This window comes from Defluviitoga tunisiensis (assembly GCF_000953715.1).
Lineage (GTDB): Bacteria > Thermotogota > Thermotogae > Petrotogales > Petrotogaceae > Defluviitoga > Defluviitoga tunisiensis.
This window is the reverse complement of sequence record NZ_LN824141.1, coordinates 1,635,757-1,652,900: the sequence shown is the minus strand read 5'-3', so window position 1 is coordinate 1,652,900 and position 17,144 is coordinate 1,635,757. Positions and strand designations below refer to the sequence as shown.

Annotated in this window: 14 protein-coding genes; all 14 read left to right on the top strand. The window is 31.7% G+C overall.

Annotated features, from left to right (window positions below):
• Positions 1-135: 135 nt before the first annotated feature.
• A complete protein-coding gene (locus tag DTL3_RS07515) occupies positions 136-1,104 on the top strand; it encodes an ABC transporter permease (RefSeq protein ID WP_045088182.1) in 969 nt (322 codons plus the stop codon).
• A 37-nt stretch (positions 1,105-1,141) separates the two neighbouring features.
• Positions 1,142-2,227, top strand: coding sequence for an ABC transporter permease (locus tag DTL3_RS07510; RefSeq protein WP_197539521.1), 1,086 nt, complete (start codon positions 1,142-1,144; stop codon positions 2,225-2,227).
• Positions 2,224-3,222 carry an ABC transporter ATP-binding protein gene (locus DTL3_RS07505; protein WP_045088181.1) on the top strand — a complete coding sequence of 333 codons (999 nt, stop codon included), beginning with the start codon at positions 2,224-2,226 and terminating at the stop codon, positions 3,220-3,222. Before DTL3_RS07510 ends, DTL3_RS07505 begins: the two co-directional genes overlap by 4 nt.
• Positions 3,209-4,189 carry an ABC transporter ATP-binding protein gene (locus DTL3_RS07500; RefSeq protein ID WP_084217239.1) on the top strand — a complete coding sequence of 327 codons (981 nt, stop codon included), beginning with the start codon at positions 3,209-3,211 and terminating at the stop codon, positions 4,187-4,189. Before DTL3_RS07505 ends, DTL3_RS07500 begins: the two co-directional genes overlap by 14 nt.
• 181 nt (positions 4,190-4,370) lie before the next feature.
• Complete coding sequence (locus DTL3_RS07495; RefSeq protein ID WP_045088179.1) at positions 4,371-6,119, top strand: ABC transporter substrate-binding protein; 1,749 nt, start codon at positions 4,371-4,373, stop codon at positions 6,117-6,119.
• A gap of 93 nt (positions 6,120-6,212) precedes the next feature.
• Positions 6,213-7,181 (top strand): ABC transporter permease, encoded by a 969-nt coding sequence (locus DTL3_RS07490; RefSeq protein ID WP_045088178.1) that lies wholly within the window; start codon positions 6,213-6,215, stop codon positions 7,179-7,181.
• A gap of 215 nt (positions 7,182-7,396) precedes the next feature.
• Positions 7,397-8,269, top strand: coding sequence for a PHP domain-containing protein (locus DTL3_RS07485; protein WP_045088177.1), 873 nt, complete (start codon positions 7,397-7,399; stop codon positions 8,267-8,269).
• Positions 8,270-8,974: 705 nt separating this feature from the next.
• Complete coding sequence (locus DTL3_RS07480) at positions 8,975-10,255, top strand: ABC transporter substrate-binding protein (RefSeq protein ID WP_052670433.1); 1,281 nt, start codon at positions 8,975-8,977, stop codon at positions 10,253-10,255.
• A 65-nt stretch (positions 10,256-10,320) separates the two neighbouring features.
• Positions 10,321-11,223, top strand: a complete 903-nt coding sequence (locus DTL3_RS07475) for a carbohydrate ABC transporter permease (protein ID WP_045088176.1) — start codon at positions 10,321-10,323, stop codon at positions 11,221-11,223.
• Positions 11,224-11,243: 20 nt separating this feature from the next.
• A complete protein-coding gene (locus tag DTL3_RS07470; protein ID WP_045088175.1) occupies positions 11,244-12,101 on the top strand; it encodes a carbohydrate ABC transporter permease in 858 nt (285 codons plus the stop codon).
• A 33-nt stretch (positions 12,102-12,134) separates the two neighbouring features.
• Positions 12,135-13,559 (top strand): phosphohexomutase domain-containing protein, encoded by a 1,425-nt coding sequence (locus tag DTL3_RS07465; protein WP_045088174.1) that lies wholly within the window; start codon positions 12,135-12,137, stop codon positions 13,557-13,559.
• A 367-nt stretch (positions 13,560-13,926) separates the two neighbouring features.
• Positions 13,927-14,715 (top strand): electron transfer flavoprotein subunit beta/FixA family protein, encoded by a 789-nt coding sequence (locus DTL3_RS07460; RefSeq protein ID WP_045088173.1) that lies wholly within the window; start codon positions 13,927-13,929, stop codon positions 14,713-14,715.
• Complete coding sequence (locus DTL3_RS07455; RefSeq protein WP_045088172.1) at positions 14,715-15,713, top strand: electron transfer flavoprotein subunit alpha/FixB family protein; 999 nt, start codon at positions 14,715-14,717, stop codon at positions 15,711-15,713. Before DTL3_RS07460 ends, DTL3_RS07455 begins: the two co-directional genes overlap by 1 nt.
• The gene (locus tag DTL3_RS07450) at positions 15,710-17,128 is read left to right on the top strand and encodes an FAD-binding oxidoreductase (RefSeq protein ID WP_045088171.1); all 1,419 of its coding nucleotides are present in this window, start codon (positions 15,710-15,712) and stop codon (positions 17,126-17,128) included. Before DTL3_RS07455 ends, DTL3_RS07450 begins: the two co-directional genes overlap by 4 nt.
• Positions 17,129-17,144 lie beyond the last annotated feature (16 nt).

Below are 17,144 nucleotides of genomic sequence, written 5' to 3'. Positions count from 1 at the left end.
TCCAATATATTGTTTGGAGTTTCGTACATATAAGCTAATTAAAAATCCCTTTTTGTAATAGTATTTTTATCATTGTATGAAACTCCACTTATAATAAATGTTATATATTAATTTCTTGAATCGGAGGAAGTTAAAATGTGGTCATTCATTACAAGAAGAGTTTTAATTATGATTCCAATGATGTTCTTGATTTCTGTGTTATGTTTTATTATTACTGAATTGCAACCTGGTAGCTTTGCTTCTCAATTTATGGAAAATCCAAATATTTCACCTGAGCATTTAGTAAGACTTAATGAAATGTTAGGACTTGATAAACCACCTGTGCAAAGATATTTTATGTGGATAAAAGGTATAGTTACAAGAGGAGATTTTGGATATTCATTTGCATATAAAAGACCTGTAGGAGAATTAATCTGGGAAAGAATGGGTTGGACAGTTTCGATTGCGCTTTTAACTATTATATTTCAATGGATTATAGCAATTCCTGCTGGAATTTATACATCGCTTCATCAATATTCTGTTAGTGATTATATTCTTACCTTTATAGGATTTTTAGGAATTTCAGTACCAGTTTTCTTTCTTGCTTTAGTTTTTATGTGGTTGGCTTTACAAATGGGAGTAACTTCTGTGGGAGGTTTATTTTCTGTTGAATTTATTGGAGCTCCATGGAGTTGGGCAAAATTGTTAGATTTACTAAAACATATTTGGTTACCTATAGTAGTAATAGGATTTTCAGGACTTGCAGGTTTAATGAGAGTAATGAGGGGTAACATGCTTGACGTTATTAATGCTCCGTTTGTAACTTCTTTAAAAGCCCGAGGTTTAGAAGACCAGGTAGTTAGACGCCATGTAATAAAAAATGCAATTAATCCTTTGGTAAGCATAGCTGGTATGCAGTTGCCGGAGATATTTAGCGGAACAATAATTACATCGATAGTATTAAATTTACCAACAATGGGTCCTTTTTTTTATAATGCATTATTAAATCATGATCAATACTTAGTAATGACTTTTTTGATGTTCATAGCTTTTATGACTCAAATAGGGAATCTGCTTGCAGACATAGCACTTGCGATACTTGATCCAAGAATTAGAATAAGTTAACCTATTTTATATCGGAAAAGTTAGGAGGCGACTTTGTGTGAAAGAACAAACCAAAAGAATGGTGAATGCTTTCTTTAAAAATAAATTAGGTGTAGTTGGGTTAATAATATTAATTTTATTGTATATTACTGTAATTTTTTCAGAATTTATAGCGCCTTATAGTTATATGACTTCTAATAGAAATTATACTTATGCTCCTCCAAGTAAAGTTAGGTGGATTAATGATGGTAAATTTATAGGTCCATATATACATCCATTAAAAAGGGAAAGACATCCAGTTACTCTTCAATTAACTTATGTAGAAGATACAACTAAAATAGTTCCAATAAAATTATTTGTACATGGTGATACTTATAAATTATGGGGCGTATTTGAAAGTGATGTACATTTATTTGGGATTCCAAAAGATTCAGATGCTTTGTTATGTTTATTTGGTACTGATAAGTTTGGTAGAGATTTGTTATCGCGAATTATTTATGGTTCTAGAGTATCTATGACAATTGGACTTGTAGGTACATTCATAAGTGTTATTATTGGAGCCATAATGGGAGCAATTTCAGGATACTTTGGGGGATGGATAGATGTAGTTATACAAAGATTAACGGAATTACTTCGTTCTTTTCCACAAATACCACTTTGGTTAGCTTTGGCTATGATTATTCCTCCTCAATGGCCAAGCACAATGGTATACTTTGCTATTGTAATGGTTTTATCTTTTATAGGTTGGATGGGTGTAGCAAGAGTAGTTAGGGGAATGGTTCTAAGCCTGCGAGAGAAAGAATTTGTAATTGCATCTAAAACAATGGGTGCTTCAGGTTTTAGGATAATTATTAAACATCTTATTCCAAATACTATGTCATATTTAATTGTTGTTTCTACACTGTCAATTCCTGGAATGATTTTGGGAGAAAGTTCTATGAGCTTTTTGGGACTAGGTATTAAAGAGCCAATGACTAGCTGGGGTTTATTGCTTGGCCAAGCACAATCGCTTTCTGCTCTTTCTTCTTACCCTTGGCTGTTAATACCAGGTGTTTTTATTGTTCTTGCAGTTCTCTCTTTTAATTTTGTGGGAGAATCTCTTAGAGATGTTGCTGATCCATATAAAGTAGGTGAAAGAGCATGAAAAATATAGAAAATATTTTAGAAGTAAACAATTTAAAAATATATTTTAAAACTTTTGAAGGTATATCTAAAGCTGTTGACAATATTAGTTTTGTGTTAAAAGAAAAGGAAACTTTAGGATTGGTAGGGGAATCAGGCTGTGGAAAGACAGTTACTAATTTAGCAATAATGAAATTGCTAAATCCTAAATCTACAATTCTTTCAGGAAAAATATTATATGATAAGAAAAACATTTTGGAAATTGAAGAAGAAGAATTTAAAAAGGTTCGAGGAAAAGAAATTGGAATGATTTTTCAAGAGCCTATGTCTTCATTTGATCCACTGTACACAATTGGAGAACAAATGCATGAAGTCTGTAAAACACATTTAAAATTAACCAAAAGTGAAAGTAGATATAAAAGTATAGATATGATGAGAAGAGTTGGAATTCCAGAACCAGAAAAAAGATACGATCAATATCCTCATGAAATGAGTGGAGGAATGCTTCAAAGAACTATGATTGCTTTAAATCTTCTTACAAACCCCAAAATATTGATTGCTGATGAACCTACAACTGCCCTGGATGTAACTGTTCAAGCTCAAGTTCTCAATTTAATGAAATCAATTCAAGATGAATTTGGAAATTCAATAATTTTCATCACTCATGATTTAGGCGTAATATCAGAAATCGCTGATAGAGTTCATGTTATGTATGCTGGTAAAATTGTTGAGAAAGGAACTACAGAGGAAATATTTAATAAACCGTTGCATCCATATACTCAGGGATTAATGGAATCAAAAATAAGAAGGGAGTATAAATCAAAAACCTTACCATTTATTCCAGGAACCGTTCCTAGCCCACAAAATTTTCCTAAAGGATGTCGATTTAATCCTCGTTGTAATTTTGTTAAAGACATTTGTAAAGAAGAAGAACCAAAGGAAAATGAATTAGGAAACGAACACTTAGTATCCTGTTGGTTGTATGGAAATGGAGGTAATCAACTTGAAAATAATTAAGGCTAATAATATAAAAAAATATTTTCCAATTAGAGGGGGAGTTTTTTTAAAAGTAACTGGTTATGTTAAAGCGCTAGAAAATATAGATATTGAAATCAATGATTTCGAGAGTATAGGAGTTGTTGGAGAATCAGGATGTGGGAAAACAACTTTGGGGAGAATAATTACAAAAATATACGATCCAACTGAAGGTTCACTATATTTTTATGATGAGAAAGGAAATGAGTTTGATATATCACATAAACTTGATAAATCGATAAGAGGTATTTTTAGAAAAAATATTCAAATGATTTTTCAAAATCCTTATGATTCATTAGATCCTAGGCTAACGGTTGGTGAAATAATCAAAGAGCCCCTTCAAATACATAGAGTTTTCAAAAATAAAAAAGAAGAAGATGATTATGTTAATGAGTTATTAGAAAGAGTTGGTTTGAGTGCTACCTATACTACTAGGTATCCACATGAATTTAGTGGTGGTCAAAGACAACGAATAGCGATTGCAAGAGCTTTAACATTAAGACCCAGATTAATTATATGTGATGAACCTACTTCTGCTCTGGATGTCTCAGTTCAAAATCAAATAATAGAAATATTGAAAGAAATTCAAAATGAGTTTAAAATTTCATACCTTTTCATATCACATAATTTAGATCTAATTCATCATGTAAGTGATAGAATTGTGGTTATTTATTTGGGAAATGCTATAGAAGAAGCACCTGCTGAAGAATTATTTGAAAATCCTATGCATCCTTACACAAAAGTTTTAATGAGTTCTATGCCAAGTTGGGATCCAACAAATAGAAAATTGGGCAAAGTTTCAGTTACAGGAGAGCCGCCTAGTCCTATAAATCCGCCCCTTGGATGCCCATTTCACCCTAGATGTCCATATAAAATGGACGTTTGTGATAAGATAAAACCTAAATTAATTGGAAAAGAACATAAAATAGCATGCCACTTATATGAATAGATAACATATTAAAAATTATTTCAAATAGGTTAAAGAAGAATTTTTATGAAAAGTAAAATAATATGAAATAAATATTTTGTTATTAATATAATTATTTCATCAAAAAATAGTTTTATTTATCTTTTGTTTCATTTAAATTGTAACAAGTGTTTCTTATAAAATGAAAGGGAGGCTCTTAGGTATGAAAAAGTTTTTTACTTTGTTAGTTGTGGTTGTTCTGTCTTTTAGTATATTTGCAGTAAATTTTGTAGTTAATGAAATGTTTACACCTGAAAAACCTAAGTTTGGAGGTACTATTGCGATAAGAATTGCAAGTGCACCTCAATCATTTAACTATTATGGTACATTGGATAATGTAGCTTATACAATAGCAGGTCAATTTTTAAGAGGACTTGTTGATCTTAATCCAATCACAAATGTAATTGAGCCGGCTTTAGCTGAATCTTGGGAAACATCTGAAGACGGTAAAGAGGTAATTTTCCATTTAAGGGATATTAAGTGGAGTGATGGTCACCCGTTTACTGCAGATGACGTAATTTTTTCAATGAAATATTATATAATGAATAGATTTGCAGAAGGAAATGAAATTGCTAGATTTACAATTGGTGGTGAACTTGTTAGATGGGAAAAAGTAGATGAGAGAACTGTAAAAGCCTTTCTACCAGAACCTTATGGTGCATTTTTTAATGTGTTAAGCCATGCATATATATATCCACAACACAAACTAGAGTCAAAAATAGACAAAAACGATATGGGATCTGTTAACCGTTTATGGCTAACAAATACCCCACCCAACGAATTTGCAGGAACTGGTCCATTTATATTAAAAGAATATGTAACTGAGCAAAAAGTAGTTTTAGAAAAAAATCCTTACTATTGGAAAGTTGATAAATGGGGAAATAAACTTCCTTACGTTGATGAATTAGTTTATTTAATAATTCAAGATGATGAGGTTGCCAATGCACAATTTTTGGCCGGTAAAATTGATTACATGTCTGTGTCCCCGAAAGATTATCCGTATTTAAAACAAGAGGAATTATCTAAAGGAAAGATACAAGTTTTTAAAGGGCAACCAATAAAACCAACACCAAGTCCTGTTCATGTAACTTTTAATTTTGATGCCAAAGATCCCGAGCTTAAAGAAGTATTCAGGAATGAAAGGTTTAGATTTGCGATGGAATATGCTTTAAATAGAGACAGAATAATTGAAGAAGTATACAATACACTAGCAGTTTATGGTGGAACACCAGTTCTTCCTAGTAATAAGTCTTTTTACAATCCAAACATAGAAAATATAAGGAGAAAGTACGATTTAGAAATGGCCGGACAAATGCTCGACTCAGTAGGTATAAAAGATCGAGATGGTGACGGTTGGAGAGAATTGCCTAACGGAAAAAGGTTCGAATTTGTTTTAACTGCATCAAGTGCTCAAGAATTTCAGGATATTGCTTACATATATTCTCAGGATCTAGAAGACATAGGGGTTAAAGTTTATTTACAAATACTTGATCCAACCTTAGTCTCTCAAATTACACAATCAGGAGATTTTGAAGCAGCCTTAGGTGCATTTGGTAATCAACCAGATCCTCAATTAAGAAAAGCCATATGGCAGCCAGGAAATCATTTGTATTACAATCACCTTTCAACTATGAAAAAGGAGACAGGTGAGGCTGTATTTGAAGAAATGCTGGAATGGGAATTGAGAATTTATGAAGATTTTGAAAAAGCACAGATTACTATGGATCAAATATTAAGAAAGATTTATTATGATGATTGGCAAGCTCTCTATGCTTATTATGTTCCTTTTATATTTGTTTGCAAAGGTATGGAATTATCAGCAAAACAATCAAATATAGCAAATTATTTTTTGAATGATGAAGGTGTTATTGTCTATTCTAACGAAACAATATTTAAAAATAATATTAATTAATAGAAGAGAGGGATTTTTCCCTCTCTTTGTTGATAATATTCAAATTATAGGTAGAAAGTAGAAAGATATTTTTTTACATTGGAGGAATTAAAGATGACAACATTCATAATCAGAAGATTACTCATTATGATTCCAATGATGTTTTTAATTTCTGTAATATGTTTTATAATTACTGAACTTCAACCTGGAGATTTTGCTACACAATATCTTAATAATCCTCGCGTATCTCCAGAGCAGGTGATTGAATTACAAAAATCTTTAGGACTTGATAAACCACCTGTGCAAAGATATTTTATGTGGATAAAAGGTATAATTACAAGAGGAGATTTTGGATATTCATTTGCATATAAAAGACCTGTAGGAGAATTAATCTGGGAAAGAATGGGTTGGACAGTTTCGATTGCAATTTTAACTATTATATTTCAATGGATTATAGCAATTCCTGCTGGAATTTATACATCATTTCATCAATATACTGCTGGAGATTACATTCTTACCTTTATAGGATTTTTAGGAATTTCAGTACCAGTTTTCTTTCTTGCTTTAGTTTTTATGTGGTTGGCTTTACAAATGGGAGCAACATCATTAGGAGGTTTATTTTCCGCTGAATATATGGGAGCTCCATGGAGTTGGGCAAAATTGTTAGATTTACTAAAACATATTTGGTTACCTATAGTAGTAATAGGATTTTCAGGACTTGCAGGTTTAATGAGAGTAATGAGGGGTAACATGCTTGACGTTATTAATGCTCCGTTTGTAACTTCTTTAAAAGCCCGAGGTTTAGAAGACCAGGTAGTTAGACGCCATGTAATAAAAAATGCAATTAATCCTTTGGTAAGCATAGCTGGTATGCAGTTGCCGGAGATATTTAGCGGAACAATAATTACATCGATAGTATTAAATTTACCAACAATGGGTCCTTTTTTTTATAATGCATTATTAAATCATGATCAATACTTAGTAATGACTTTTTTGATGTTCATAGCTTTTATGACTCAAATAGGGAATCTGCTTGCAGACATAGCACTTGCGATACTTGATCCAAGAATTAGAATAAGTTAACCTATTTTATATCGGAAAAAGTCTAATATTAATTAAACAATGAACACATATAACAGTTCGTATAAAAAAATGAATATATTTGTAAGTTAAGATTGGTTTTATAAATGGCAATAGATGATAAAATATTGTAGGCAAATTAAATGCCTACGTTTTTTAATATTACTTTATAGAAAATTATATCTCGTATAACTACTTTCTTATAAGGAGGATATTTAGTGAAGCTATTTAACGAAGAAAACAAATGGTACAAAGGAAATCTTCATACGCACACACATTTGTCTGATGGTTTATTAACTCCTGATGAAGCAGTACTCATTTACAAAAATGAACATTATGATTTTATTTCGATAACAGATCATAGAAGAGCTTCTAAATCAGAGCAACACAATGATTTTTTAGTTTTAAGTGGAATAGAGTTAGACGTTAATGATTATGTATCAAGAAGAGCTTTTCATATAGTTGGAATAGGTTTTGAAGGAAATATAGAATATCAAGAAGGTTTAACTGCGCAAGATTTAATAGACATGATAACTCAAAGAAAAGGGTTAGCTATTTTAGCTCATCCTTCATGGTCTTTATTAACACATGAAGATGCACTCAAATTGCATGATTACCATGGTATTGAAATATTTAACACAATTTCAGAAACCAAATCCAATAGAGGAAGTTCGGTTGAATATATTGATACGGTAGCTTCAAAAGGTCTTATTAAACTTATTTTTGCAGTAGATGATACTCATCAGTATTCAGAAGATTTATTTGGAGGTTATATTATGGTTAACAGTCCTAATTTAGATAGAACAAATATTATTCAAAATATAAAAAATGGAAATTTCTATGCTAGTCAAGGTCCTATAATACGCCAGATCATTTTAGAAGATAATGAAATTTTTGTAGAAACATCTCCAGTTGTTCGAATTTCTTTTATGAGCGACGATTTTTATAATGAAAAGCGTGTAGTAAAAAAACGAGGTAAATACCTTACCAGCGCAAGTTATAAATTTAGCGAAAGAGATAATTGGATAAGAATAGAATGTATGGATTATAAGGGCAGAAAAGCCTGGAGCCAGTACATAATACCTTCTTAAATAAATTCAGATTATTAAGAAAGCTTTTTATTTGTTAAATATAAAAAATAACCAAATAATGAATTTAATAACAAATGTTGGAGATTACAACGAATTAGATGTAAATATCGTCGTTTATTAGATTTGAAAATAGTAAAGTTTTATGATAGTATAGAAAAGATAAGGTAATATTATATGCAACTTAGTAACTTTCTGTAATTTATGCCTATAATTTATAACAATGTATGAAAACGTTTGCATTATGTTTTAATAATTAATTGAAAATTAATAGTGGTATTAATTAATTTTATTCTCAAAGATGATTTTCTTCTATTAAAATAACTATTGTTTATTTTTCTAAGATAGAACTTCTTACCAAAATGATAAATTTTCTATTCAATCTTTTATCCATAATTGTAAAACTATTTTATGTTCTTCTAGTCACTATTCAGTTTCTAAGAACTGAAATCAAATGATTATGTTAATATTTTAGGGACTTTAGAAAGTAGATTTTTTAATAATTGAATTTATAATGAGTTCAGTGCAAAACCCTCCTTCCTTCATCGGTACAAGTACCAAAAAGGTTAAAGAAATTATGAGTTAGTGAAGGTTAGAAGTAGTGAGGTATTTTGAAAAAATAATTAAATCCAAAACATAGGTATAATAAGGATTTTGGGATTCTCAAAGTGAGTAAATTCTTTATTTTATGAGGAGGTGTTAAGTATTATGTTAAAAGACAAGAAAGTTACAATATTTATTATTATTTTTATGTGTATGATTGTTGGACTTTTTGGAAAAACAGTTGAATTAATTTTTTGGACACATGAAGACCCAAACAGGACTCCTTTAGAGGAGGCATATATAGCAGAATTTCAAAAGATGTATCCTGAAGTAAAAATTACAAGAGTTACTTATCCTTCTTCAAAAATTAGAGAAGTTGTGTTAACAGCATTTTCTGCAAGAAAAGGCCCTGATATTTTTAACATGGAGATACAAGACGCTTATCCATATGTCGTTAATGAAAGAGTAGCACCTGTTGATTTAAAAGCCCTAGGATTAAAAAGCTATGACGATTTACTTTCTCTATATATTGAAGGAACTATGGATCCAGTTATTTATAATGATAAAGTGTATGGATTACCATTAGAAGTTACCAATTGGTGTATGTATCTTAATAAAAAATATTTTAGGGAAGTTGGTTTGGATCCAGAAAAAGATTATCCAAAAACTTGGGAAGATGTTATGAGAATTAGCGAGAAGTTAGTCATTAGAGATGGAGAAATAATATTGAGAAGAGGGTTTGATTTTAGATATCCTTATTATTTCACTGAATGGTTACCGCTTGTTGAACAATTGGGTGGAAGTTTACTAAGTGAAGATGGAAAAACTGCAATAATAAATGATGGAGCATGGTTAAAAGCACTTCAATTTATGAAAGATTGGGGGCCACAGGGAAAGAACTTAGGATCTCCAACTTATCAACCTGCAAGGAATGATTTTAATAGAGATAATAATTCTGTAACAATGTGTATGTCAGGATTATACCAGATAGATAGAATTAAAGCGCAAAATCCCGAATTTTATGAAAGTGGAGAATGGATGGTTGTTCCTTTTCCAGTTTTTGAAAACGCTGTAAATGATGTAAGATGTAATTATTATGGTCATTATTATATGGTAAATGCAGAAAGTTCTAAAGAAAAACAAGAATATGCCTGGAAGTTTATTAATTTTATGTTAACCCATCCAGAGGATTATTTATTAAAGGTTGGTTTAATACAGCCTAAGAAAACTTTGCTAGATTCTGATGTATTTAAAAATTACCCATATGCTAATGTTTTTATGTCAGATTTGGCAAAATCTCATCCAGTTCCTTTGCATCCAAAAGGCCCTCAACTAGAACAATTGTTAAAGGAAGCAATAGAATCTGTGATGCTAACAAATACCACACCAGAACAAGCTTTGGCCACTCTTAAAAAGAAAGCTAATGAATTATTAAAAGAGGACTAAAATTATTTGTGAATGCGTATGTAGGCGAGCAGATGCTCGCCTACTTTTTAAGGAGTGAGATATTTATGAAGAAGAAAGCAGGAATAGAAAGAAAAAAGTCTCTATGGGGTTTTATTTTTACGATACCAGCTATCATTTTTTTTGCAGTTTTTAGTTTTTATCCAATTATTAATGCTTTTATAACAAGTTTTTACAAAAAAGATTTGCTGTCGCTTTCCAAACCCAAGTTTATAGGCTTAGGAAATTACAAATATTTACTACATTCAGAATCATTTTGGAATTCTGTAAAGGCTACAGCTATCTTTACCGCAGGGACATTTATTCCATTGGTTGTTGTAAGTTTGATTCTCGCAGTATTTATTTCCTCAAGGAAAAGATTTCAAAAGTTTTTTCAAATGTCTTATTATTCACCAGCCCTTTTGTCCTCTGTTGTCGCTGCAACAATTTGGTTATTAATGTTTGATCCAAGAGGTTTAGCAAACCAGTTTCTTAATTTTATACTTAATACTTCAGGAAGAGATTATAAATGGTTGACAAGTTCTGGAATGCTTAGATTGTCTACTATAATAGTATATTTTTGGAAATATATAGGATATTTTACAGTAATTTTTGTTACAGGAATTGCAAGTATTCCTCAATCAATTAATGAAGCCGCAAGAATAGACGGAGCTAATAGATGGCAAGTGTTTACTCGTATTACCCTGCCACTTATAAAACCAACTACACTATTAGTTTCAATAATGGCAATGACACAGTGCTTAAAGACATTTAGTACACAATATCTTTTTACGCAGTCGGGTGCTCCTTTGAAACCAATTGACGTAATTACTCTAAATATTTATAATACAGCAATCAGGGATCATCAAATAGGACGTGCAAGTGCTATGAGTATCATTTTATTTGTTATTATATTAACATTAACAATAGTTCAGTTTAGAGTGTCAAAATCAGAAGAAGTAGAGTATTAAGGATAAATTGAGGTGATATTATGTCAAAACAAAAAAGTTTTTTATTTTCAACTGTAGCTGATATATTAATTTGGATATTTCTTATAGTTTTTGCCATCATAGTCTTAGTTCCTCTTATTTTTATGTTTACTGCTTCTTTCATGCCCGCAAAAGATATAATGTCTATACCTTATCCTTGGATACCCAAGACTTTATACATAGAGAATTACTGGCAGGCATTAAGAGGAAACGATGGAAGCTTTATTTTTGTAAGAAATATACTGAATTCTTTTTTAGTAGCAAGTGTTACTTCTTTAGGTACAATATTATTATGTTCAATTACTGGATATGGGTTAGCAAAGTTTCGATTCAAAGGAAGAAATTTCATATTAATGATGATATTGAGTACAATGATGATTCCATTTGAAGCGATAATGATTCCACTTTACCTAATTGTAACAAATTTTGGATGGCAAGATACCTATTGGGCATTGATAGTACCTTTCCTGATGAGTGCATTTGGCGTGTTTTTAATGAGACAATTTTTACTCACTTTTCCAGATGAACTATTAGATGCTGCAAGAATAGATGGTGCTTCAGAAATAGGGATATTTTTTAGAGTAGTTTTACCAAACAGTCTACCTCCTATAGCTACTTTAGCAATTTTAACTTTTAGATCTCAATGGGATAGTTTGCTATGGCCACTTCTTGTTATTCAATCGCCAAAAATGAAAACTATTCCTCTATATATAGTTCAATTTGCAGAGGAAAAATTCACCAATGAGGGAGCACTTATGGCAGCTGCAGTTATTGCTAGTGTACCAATGCTAATTTTATTTCTGTCATTAACTAAATATTTTATAGGGGGTTCTAATGTATATACAGGTGGTAAAGAATAAATTTACTAAGGCAATTTAAAGGAAGGAAAAAATATGATTAAGTTTGGGACAGGTGGTTGGAGAGCAATAATTGGGGAAGATTTTATAAAGGAAAATGTGATATGTTTGGCCCAAGGTTTATCAGATTTGATTATAGAGGAAAAAGTTGATAAATTTGGTATTGTTATAGGTTTTGATAGGAGGTTTTTGTCAGATAAAGCAGCTTGCTGGATAGCTGAAGTTCTCGCAGGGAATAATATTAATGTATATTTTATTGAGCAATATGTTCCTACACCGATGGTTATGCATGCTGTAAATCAATATCAAACTTATTATGGAGCAGCTGTTACAGCTAGTCATAATCCATATGATTATAATGGAGTTAAGATAATTACTTACGAAGGTCGAGATGCTAATGAAAATGTAACACAGAAAATTGAAGAAAAGATAAAATTTTTAAGGAAAGAACAAATAAAAATATTCCCTTTTGAAAAAGGAATTAAAAATGGATTAATCAAATTTATTGATCCATTTAATAATTACATAGATAATGTTATTTCTAAAATTGATCTAGATTCTATTAAAAAGAAAAGATTGAAAATTCTTTTTGATCCAATGTTCGGTGCTTCAACGATAACTTTAAATACAGTTTTCAATATATTGCGGTGTCAAGTTGAACTTATAAACGCTAGACATGATCCGCTTTTTGGGGGGAGAATCCCTTCCCCTAGTTTTTTAACTTTGAAAACACTAATGAATTTAGTTCCTGAAAAAGGATATGATTTAGGATTAGGGACTGATGGGGATGGAGATAGGTTAGGAATAATAGATGAAAAGGGAGAGTTCATTCATCCAAACGAAATATTATGTCTTTTGTATTACTACTTTTTAGAATATAAAAAACTGGATGGGGGAATTGTCAGAAATATAACTACAACTCATTTGTTAGACAGGATAGCAAATTATTATGGGCAAGATTGTCACGAAGTTCCGGTTGGTTTTAAACATATAAGTCAAAAAATGGAAGAAACTAAAGCTCTTATGGGAGGAGAAAGTAGTGGCGGAGTTGCGATTAGGGGACATTTAAAAGGAAAGGATGCAACAGTGACATCATGTTATATTATTGAGATGATTTGTAATACAAATAAGTTGATAGGAGATTTGAGAAAAGAATTACATTTGAAATTTGGAACCTTATATTACGAAGAATTTAATATTCCTCTAACTCATGAGGATAAATCAATTTTAACAAAAATACTATTTCATGAAAAAAAACTCCCATCTTTTAAATTCATAGTTGATAAAATTAGCTACTTGGATGGAGTTAAAATATATTTTCAAAATGATGGATGGGCAGTATTTAGATTTTCGGGCACCGAACCTCTTTTAAGACTTTCTACAGAAATGCCTTCAAAGAAAGAAGCATTATCAGTAATATCATCGATGCATACTTATATTAAAAAGATTATAGGAAAATAAAAATTGTACACCATACACTTTATTATTTGCTTCTTTTAATACATTTCATATCTTAAATAATAAAGTAATTGGATATAGGTAATAACAATATATCTAATTTAAAAATCTTGGTATTAATTATTCTTCTCTTATTATAGGAAATTAGACTTCTTTATTCACATATTTCTTTATTTTTCCAATTTGCTTTTAATAAAAACATTATGAGATAATTTGAAAAATAATAACATTGTTATTACTATAAAGCTTTTATAAATAATATATTTACTTACCAAATATAGCTATCTAAATAACGAGCTTAAAAAATTATGTATTATAGATTATTTGGAGTACGAAGTTCAACATTACACAGGCAAAGGAGCGTTAATGAATGAACATAGTGGTATTAGTAAAACAAGTGCCATCAACAGACAATGTCAAGATAGATGAAAAGACAGGGACGATGATAAGAAGTGAATTAGAATCTGAGATGAACCCGTTAGACATGTATGCGGTAGAAGAAGCTGTAAGGATAAAAGAAAAGGAAACCGGCACAAAAATCACAGTAATATCGATGGGCCCTTTATCCGCAGAATATGCCATAAAAGAAGCGATCTCAATGGGATGCGATGAAGGGGTATTACTAACAGACAGGAGATATGCAGGCGCAGATACACGTGCTACAGCATACACACTATCACAGTTTTTGAAAGGAAAAGAATTTGATCTAATCTTTGCTGGAGAAAGGGCGACAGATGGAGAAACAGGACAAGTAGGACCAATGGTTGCCACGTTACTTGGGATACCAGTATTAACCTATGTAAACAAGATAATAGAAATAACTAAATCCGCCATAAAAGTACAAAGAGCCATAGAAGGTGGAAACGAAGTCATACAAACGACATTACCCTCATTAATAACTGTAGTAAAAGAAATAAACGACCCCAGACTACCAAATCTAGAAAACAAACTAAGGGCAAAGAAAAGTAAAATACACACAATAACCAATGAAGAATTAAAGATAGAAGAAGACAAGATAGGATTAAAAGGATCACCTACAAGGGTAGTAAAAGTATTCTATCCAAAGATATCAAGGCAAGGAGAAAAGATAACAATAAAAACACCACAAGAAGCTGTATCAAAGATAAAAAACTTCATAAAAGAAAAAGGTGTGATTTAATGAAACAAACACACACAGGAGTATGGACGATAGCAGAAATAGAAGATGGAAGTATAAACCCAGTGTCATATGAACTATTAGCTTGGGGAAAAGGATTATCAGAAAGATTAAAAGTTGAATTAACAAGTATAGTACTCACAAACAAAATAAAAGACATAGAAAGTCTGATACACTACGGAGCGGACAAAGTCTACTATGTAGAAAACGACAAACTAGAACATTTCTATCCAGATACGTACACAAATATACTCCAACAGATGGTAGAAGAAATGAAGCCAGAAATAATACTAGCATCAGCCACAACCAAAGGAAGGACACTGATGCCCTGTCTAGCAGCGAGTTTAAAGACAGGATTAACAGCTGATTGTACAGACTTTGAAATAGAAGAAGAAACAAGGAGACTGATACAAATAAGGCCTGCAATAGGCGGAAATGTAATGGCGAAGATAAAAACAATGACAAATCCACAAATGGCGACAGTAAGGCCCAAATCCAAACTACCATTACCAAAAGACGAAAGCAGAACAGGAGAAATAATAAAAAAAGAGTTTAATGAAGAAATGTACCAAAGCAGATACGAATGGATAAACTACAAAAGAGATGAAAGCATAGAACAACCGCTTCAACAATCAGACGTAATAATAGCAGGAGGAAAAGGGATAAGAAAACAAGAAAACTTCAAATATCTAAAAGAAATAGCAGAAAGATTAAACGGGGCAGTAGGAGCGACACGAGCGGTAGTTGATATGGGCTGGATAGATTACTCACACCAAATAGGACTATCAGGAAAGACAGTCAGTCCAAAACTATACATAGCAGTAGGCATATCAGGCGCAGTACAACACATAGCAGGGATGTCGACATCAAAATACATAATTTCTATAAACAAAGACCCAGAAGCACCGATATTCAAAGTATCAGACTTAGGGATAGTAGGCGATGCCACAGAAATAGTACCGCTACTTTTAAAAGAGCTAAAACAAGGTGATAAAAAATGAAAGAATACAATAAAGTGACATCAAAAATAGTTGAAAAGATAAAAAAGATATTAAAGAATGAAAACCTTCTAATATATCAAGACGAAGAAAATCTAAAAAGCTATTCAAACGACGAATCTGGTGGAGAATACTACGCCCATATGCCTGAATTAGTAATAAAACCAGAAACAAAAGAACAAATTTCAGAAATAGTAAAACTATGCAACGAAGAAAACATTCCAATCACGCCACGAGGAGCAGGAAGTGGATTAGCGGGAGCGAACATACCAATATATGGAGGGATAGTCATCTCCCTTGAAAGGTTGAACAAGATAATAGAAATAGACGCAAAAAACCTAGTAGCGGTAGTAGAACCAGGAGTAGTAACCAACGATCTGTGCCGAATAGTATCAGAAAAAGGATTATATTACGCCGGTTACCCTATGAGTGTAGAGACGAGTTTCATAGGAGGAAACGTAGCGACAAACGCAGGAGGAAGTAAAGTAATAAAATATGGGAATACAGGGCATCACATATTAGGCTTAGAGGTAGTGATGCCAGATGGAGAAATAATAGAATATGGAGGAAAAAGAAGGAAAGACTCAAGCGGATACAATCTTCTGCACTTATTCATAGGATCTGAAGGGACATTAGGTATCTTCACAAAGATATATGTAAACCTCATTCCCCAACCTGGGAAAGTAGTAGATTTACTAGTACCGTTTGAAAGTATAGAAAAGGCTATAGAAAATGTAGCGCCATTAATGAGAGAAACGAAAGTCTTACCCTCAGCGATAGAGTTCATAGACAAAGAATCAATAAAGTATACATCAAAGTACACAGGAATGAAATTGCCGTATCAAGATGAAGTAGAGTCGTATTTAATAATTCAATATGAAGGGAACAACCTGCGAGAAATAGAAGATATATATGAAAAAAGTGGATTAACATTACAAAAGAACGGAGCGAAAGATGTATTCATAGCAGATAACAGGACGAATTCAGAAAAAATATGGCGAATGAGAAGGAACTGGTTAGAAAGTTTGAAAGCAATAGATCCCTATGTACCGACAGGAGATGTAGTAGTACCGACATCAAAGATACCAGAAATAATGGCGTACATCAACGAAGTATCAAAAGAATACAAAGTAGATATACCTGTAGCAGGTCATGCGGGAGACGGTAACCTACATCCAGCACCATTAAAACCATCAAAAGTATCGCCAGAAGAATGGAAAGAGTTATCGGAAGAGATATTAGGAAAGATAGCCATAAAAGCAGCGAAAATGGGAGGCGCAATAAGTGGGGAGCATGGGATAGGATTCATAAAAAAAGAGTTACTTAAACAAACAAAAGAAAAAGAGTATACTAGAATGAAAGAGATAAAGAAGATATTAGACCCAAACAATATTATGAATCCTGGTAAGTTGTTTTAAAAACAAAAGATTTTTC

Coding starts and splice junctions, on each gene's coding strand:
- DTL3_RS07475 (WP_045088176.1), top strand. CDS start 10,321: ATGAAGAAGAAAGCAGGAATAGAAAGAAAAAAGTCTCTATGGGGTTTT.
- DTL3_RS07495 (WP_045088179.1), top strand. CDS start 4,371: ATGAAAAAGTTTTTTACTTTGTTAGTTGTGGTTGTTCTGTCTTTTAGT.
- DTL3_RS07480 (WP_052670433.1), top strand. CDS start 8,975: ATGTTAAAAGACAAGAAAGTTACAATATTTATTATTATTTTTATGTGT.
- DTL3_RS07515 (WP_045088182.1), top strand. CDS start 136: ATGTGGTCATTCATTACAAGAAGAGTTTTAATTATGATTCCAATGATG.
- DTL3_RS07505 (WP_045088181.1), top strand. CDS start 2,224: ATGAAAAATATAGAAAATATTTTAGAAGTAAACAATTTAAAAATATAT.
- DTL3_RS07465 (WP_045088174.1), top strand. CDS start 12,135: ATGATTAAGTTTGGGACAGGTGGTTGGAGAGCAATAATTGGGGAAGAT.
- DTL3_RS07455 (WP_045088172.1), top strand. CDS start 14,715: ATGAAACAAACACACACAGGAGTATGGACGATAGCAGAAATAGAAGAT.
- DTL3_RS07450 (WP_045088171.1), top strand. CDS start 15,710: ATGAAAGAATACAATAAAGTGACATCAAAAATAGTTGAAAAGATAAAA.
- DTL3_RS07490 (WP_045088178.1), top strand. CDS start 6,213: ATGACAACATTCATAATCAGAAGATTACTCATTATGATTCCAATGATG.
- DTL3_RS07460 (WP_045088173.1), top strand. CDS start 13,927: ATGAACATAGTGGTATTAGTAAAACAAGTGCCATCAACAGACAATGTC.
- DTL3_RS07470 (WP_045088175.1), top strand. CDS start 11,244: ATGTCAAAACAAAAAAGTTTTTTATTTTCAACTGTAGCTGATATATTA.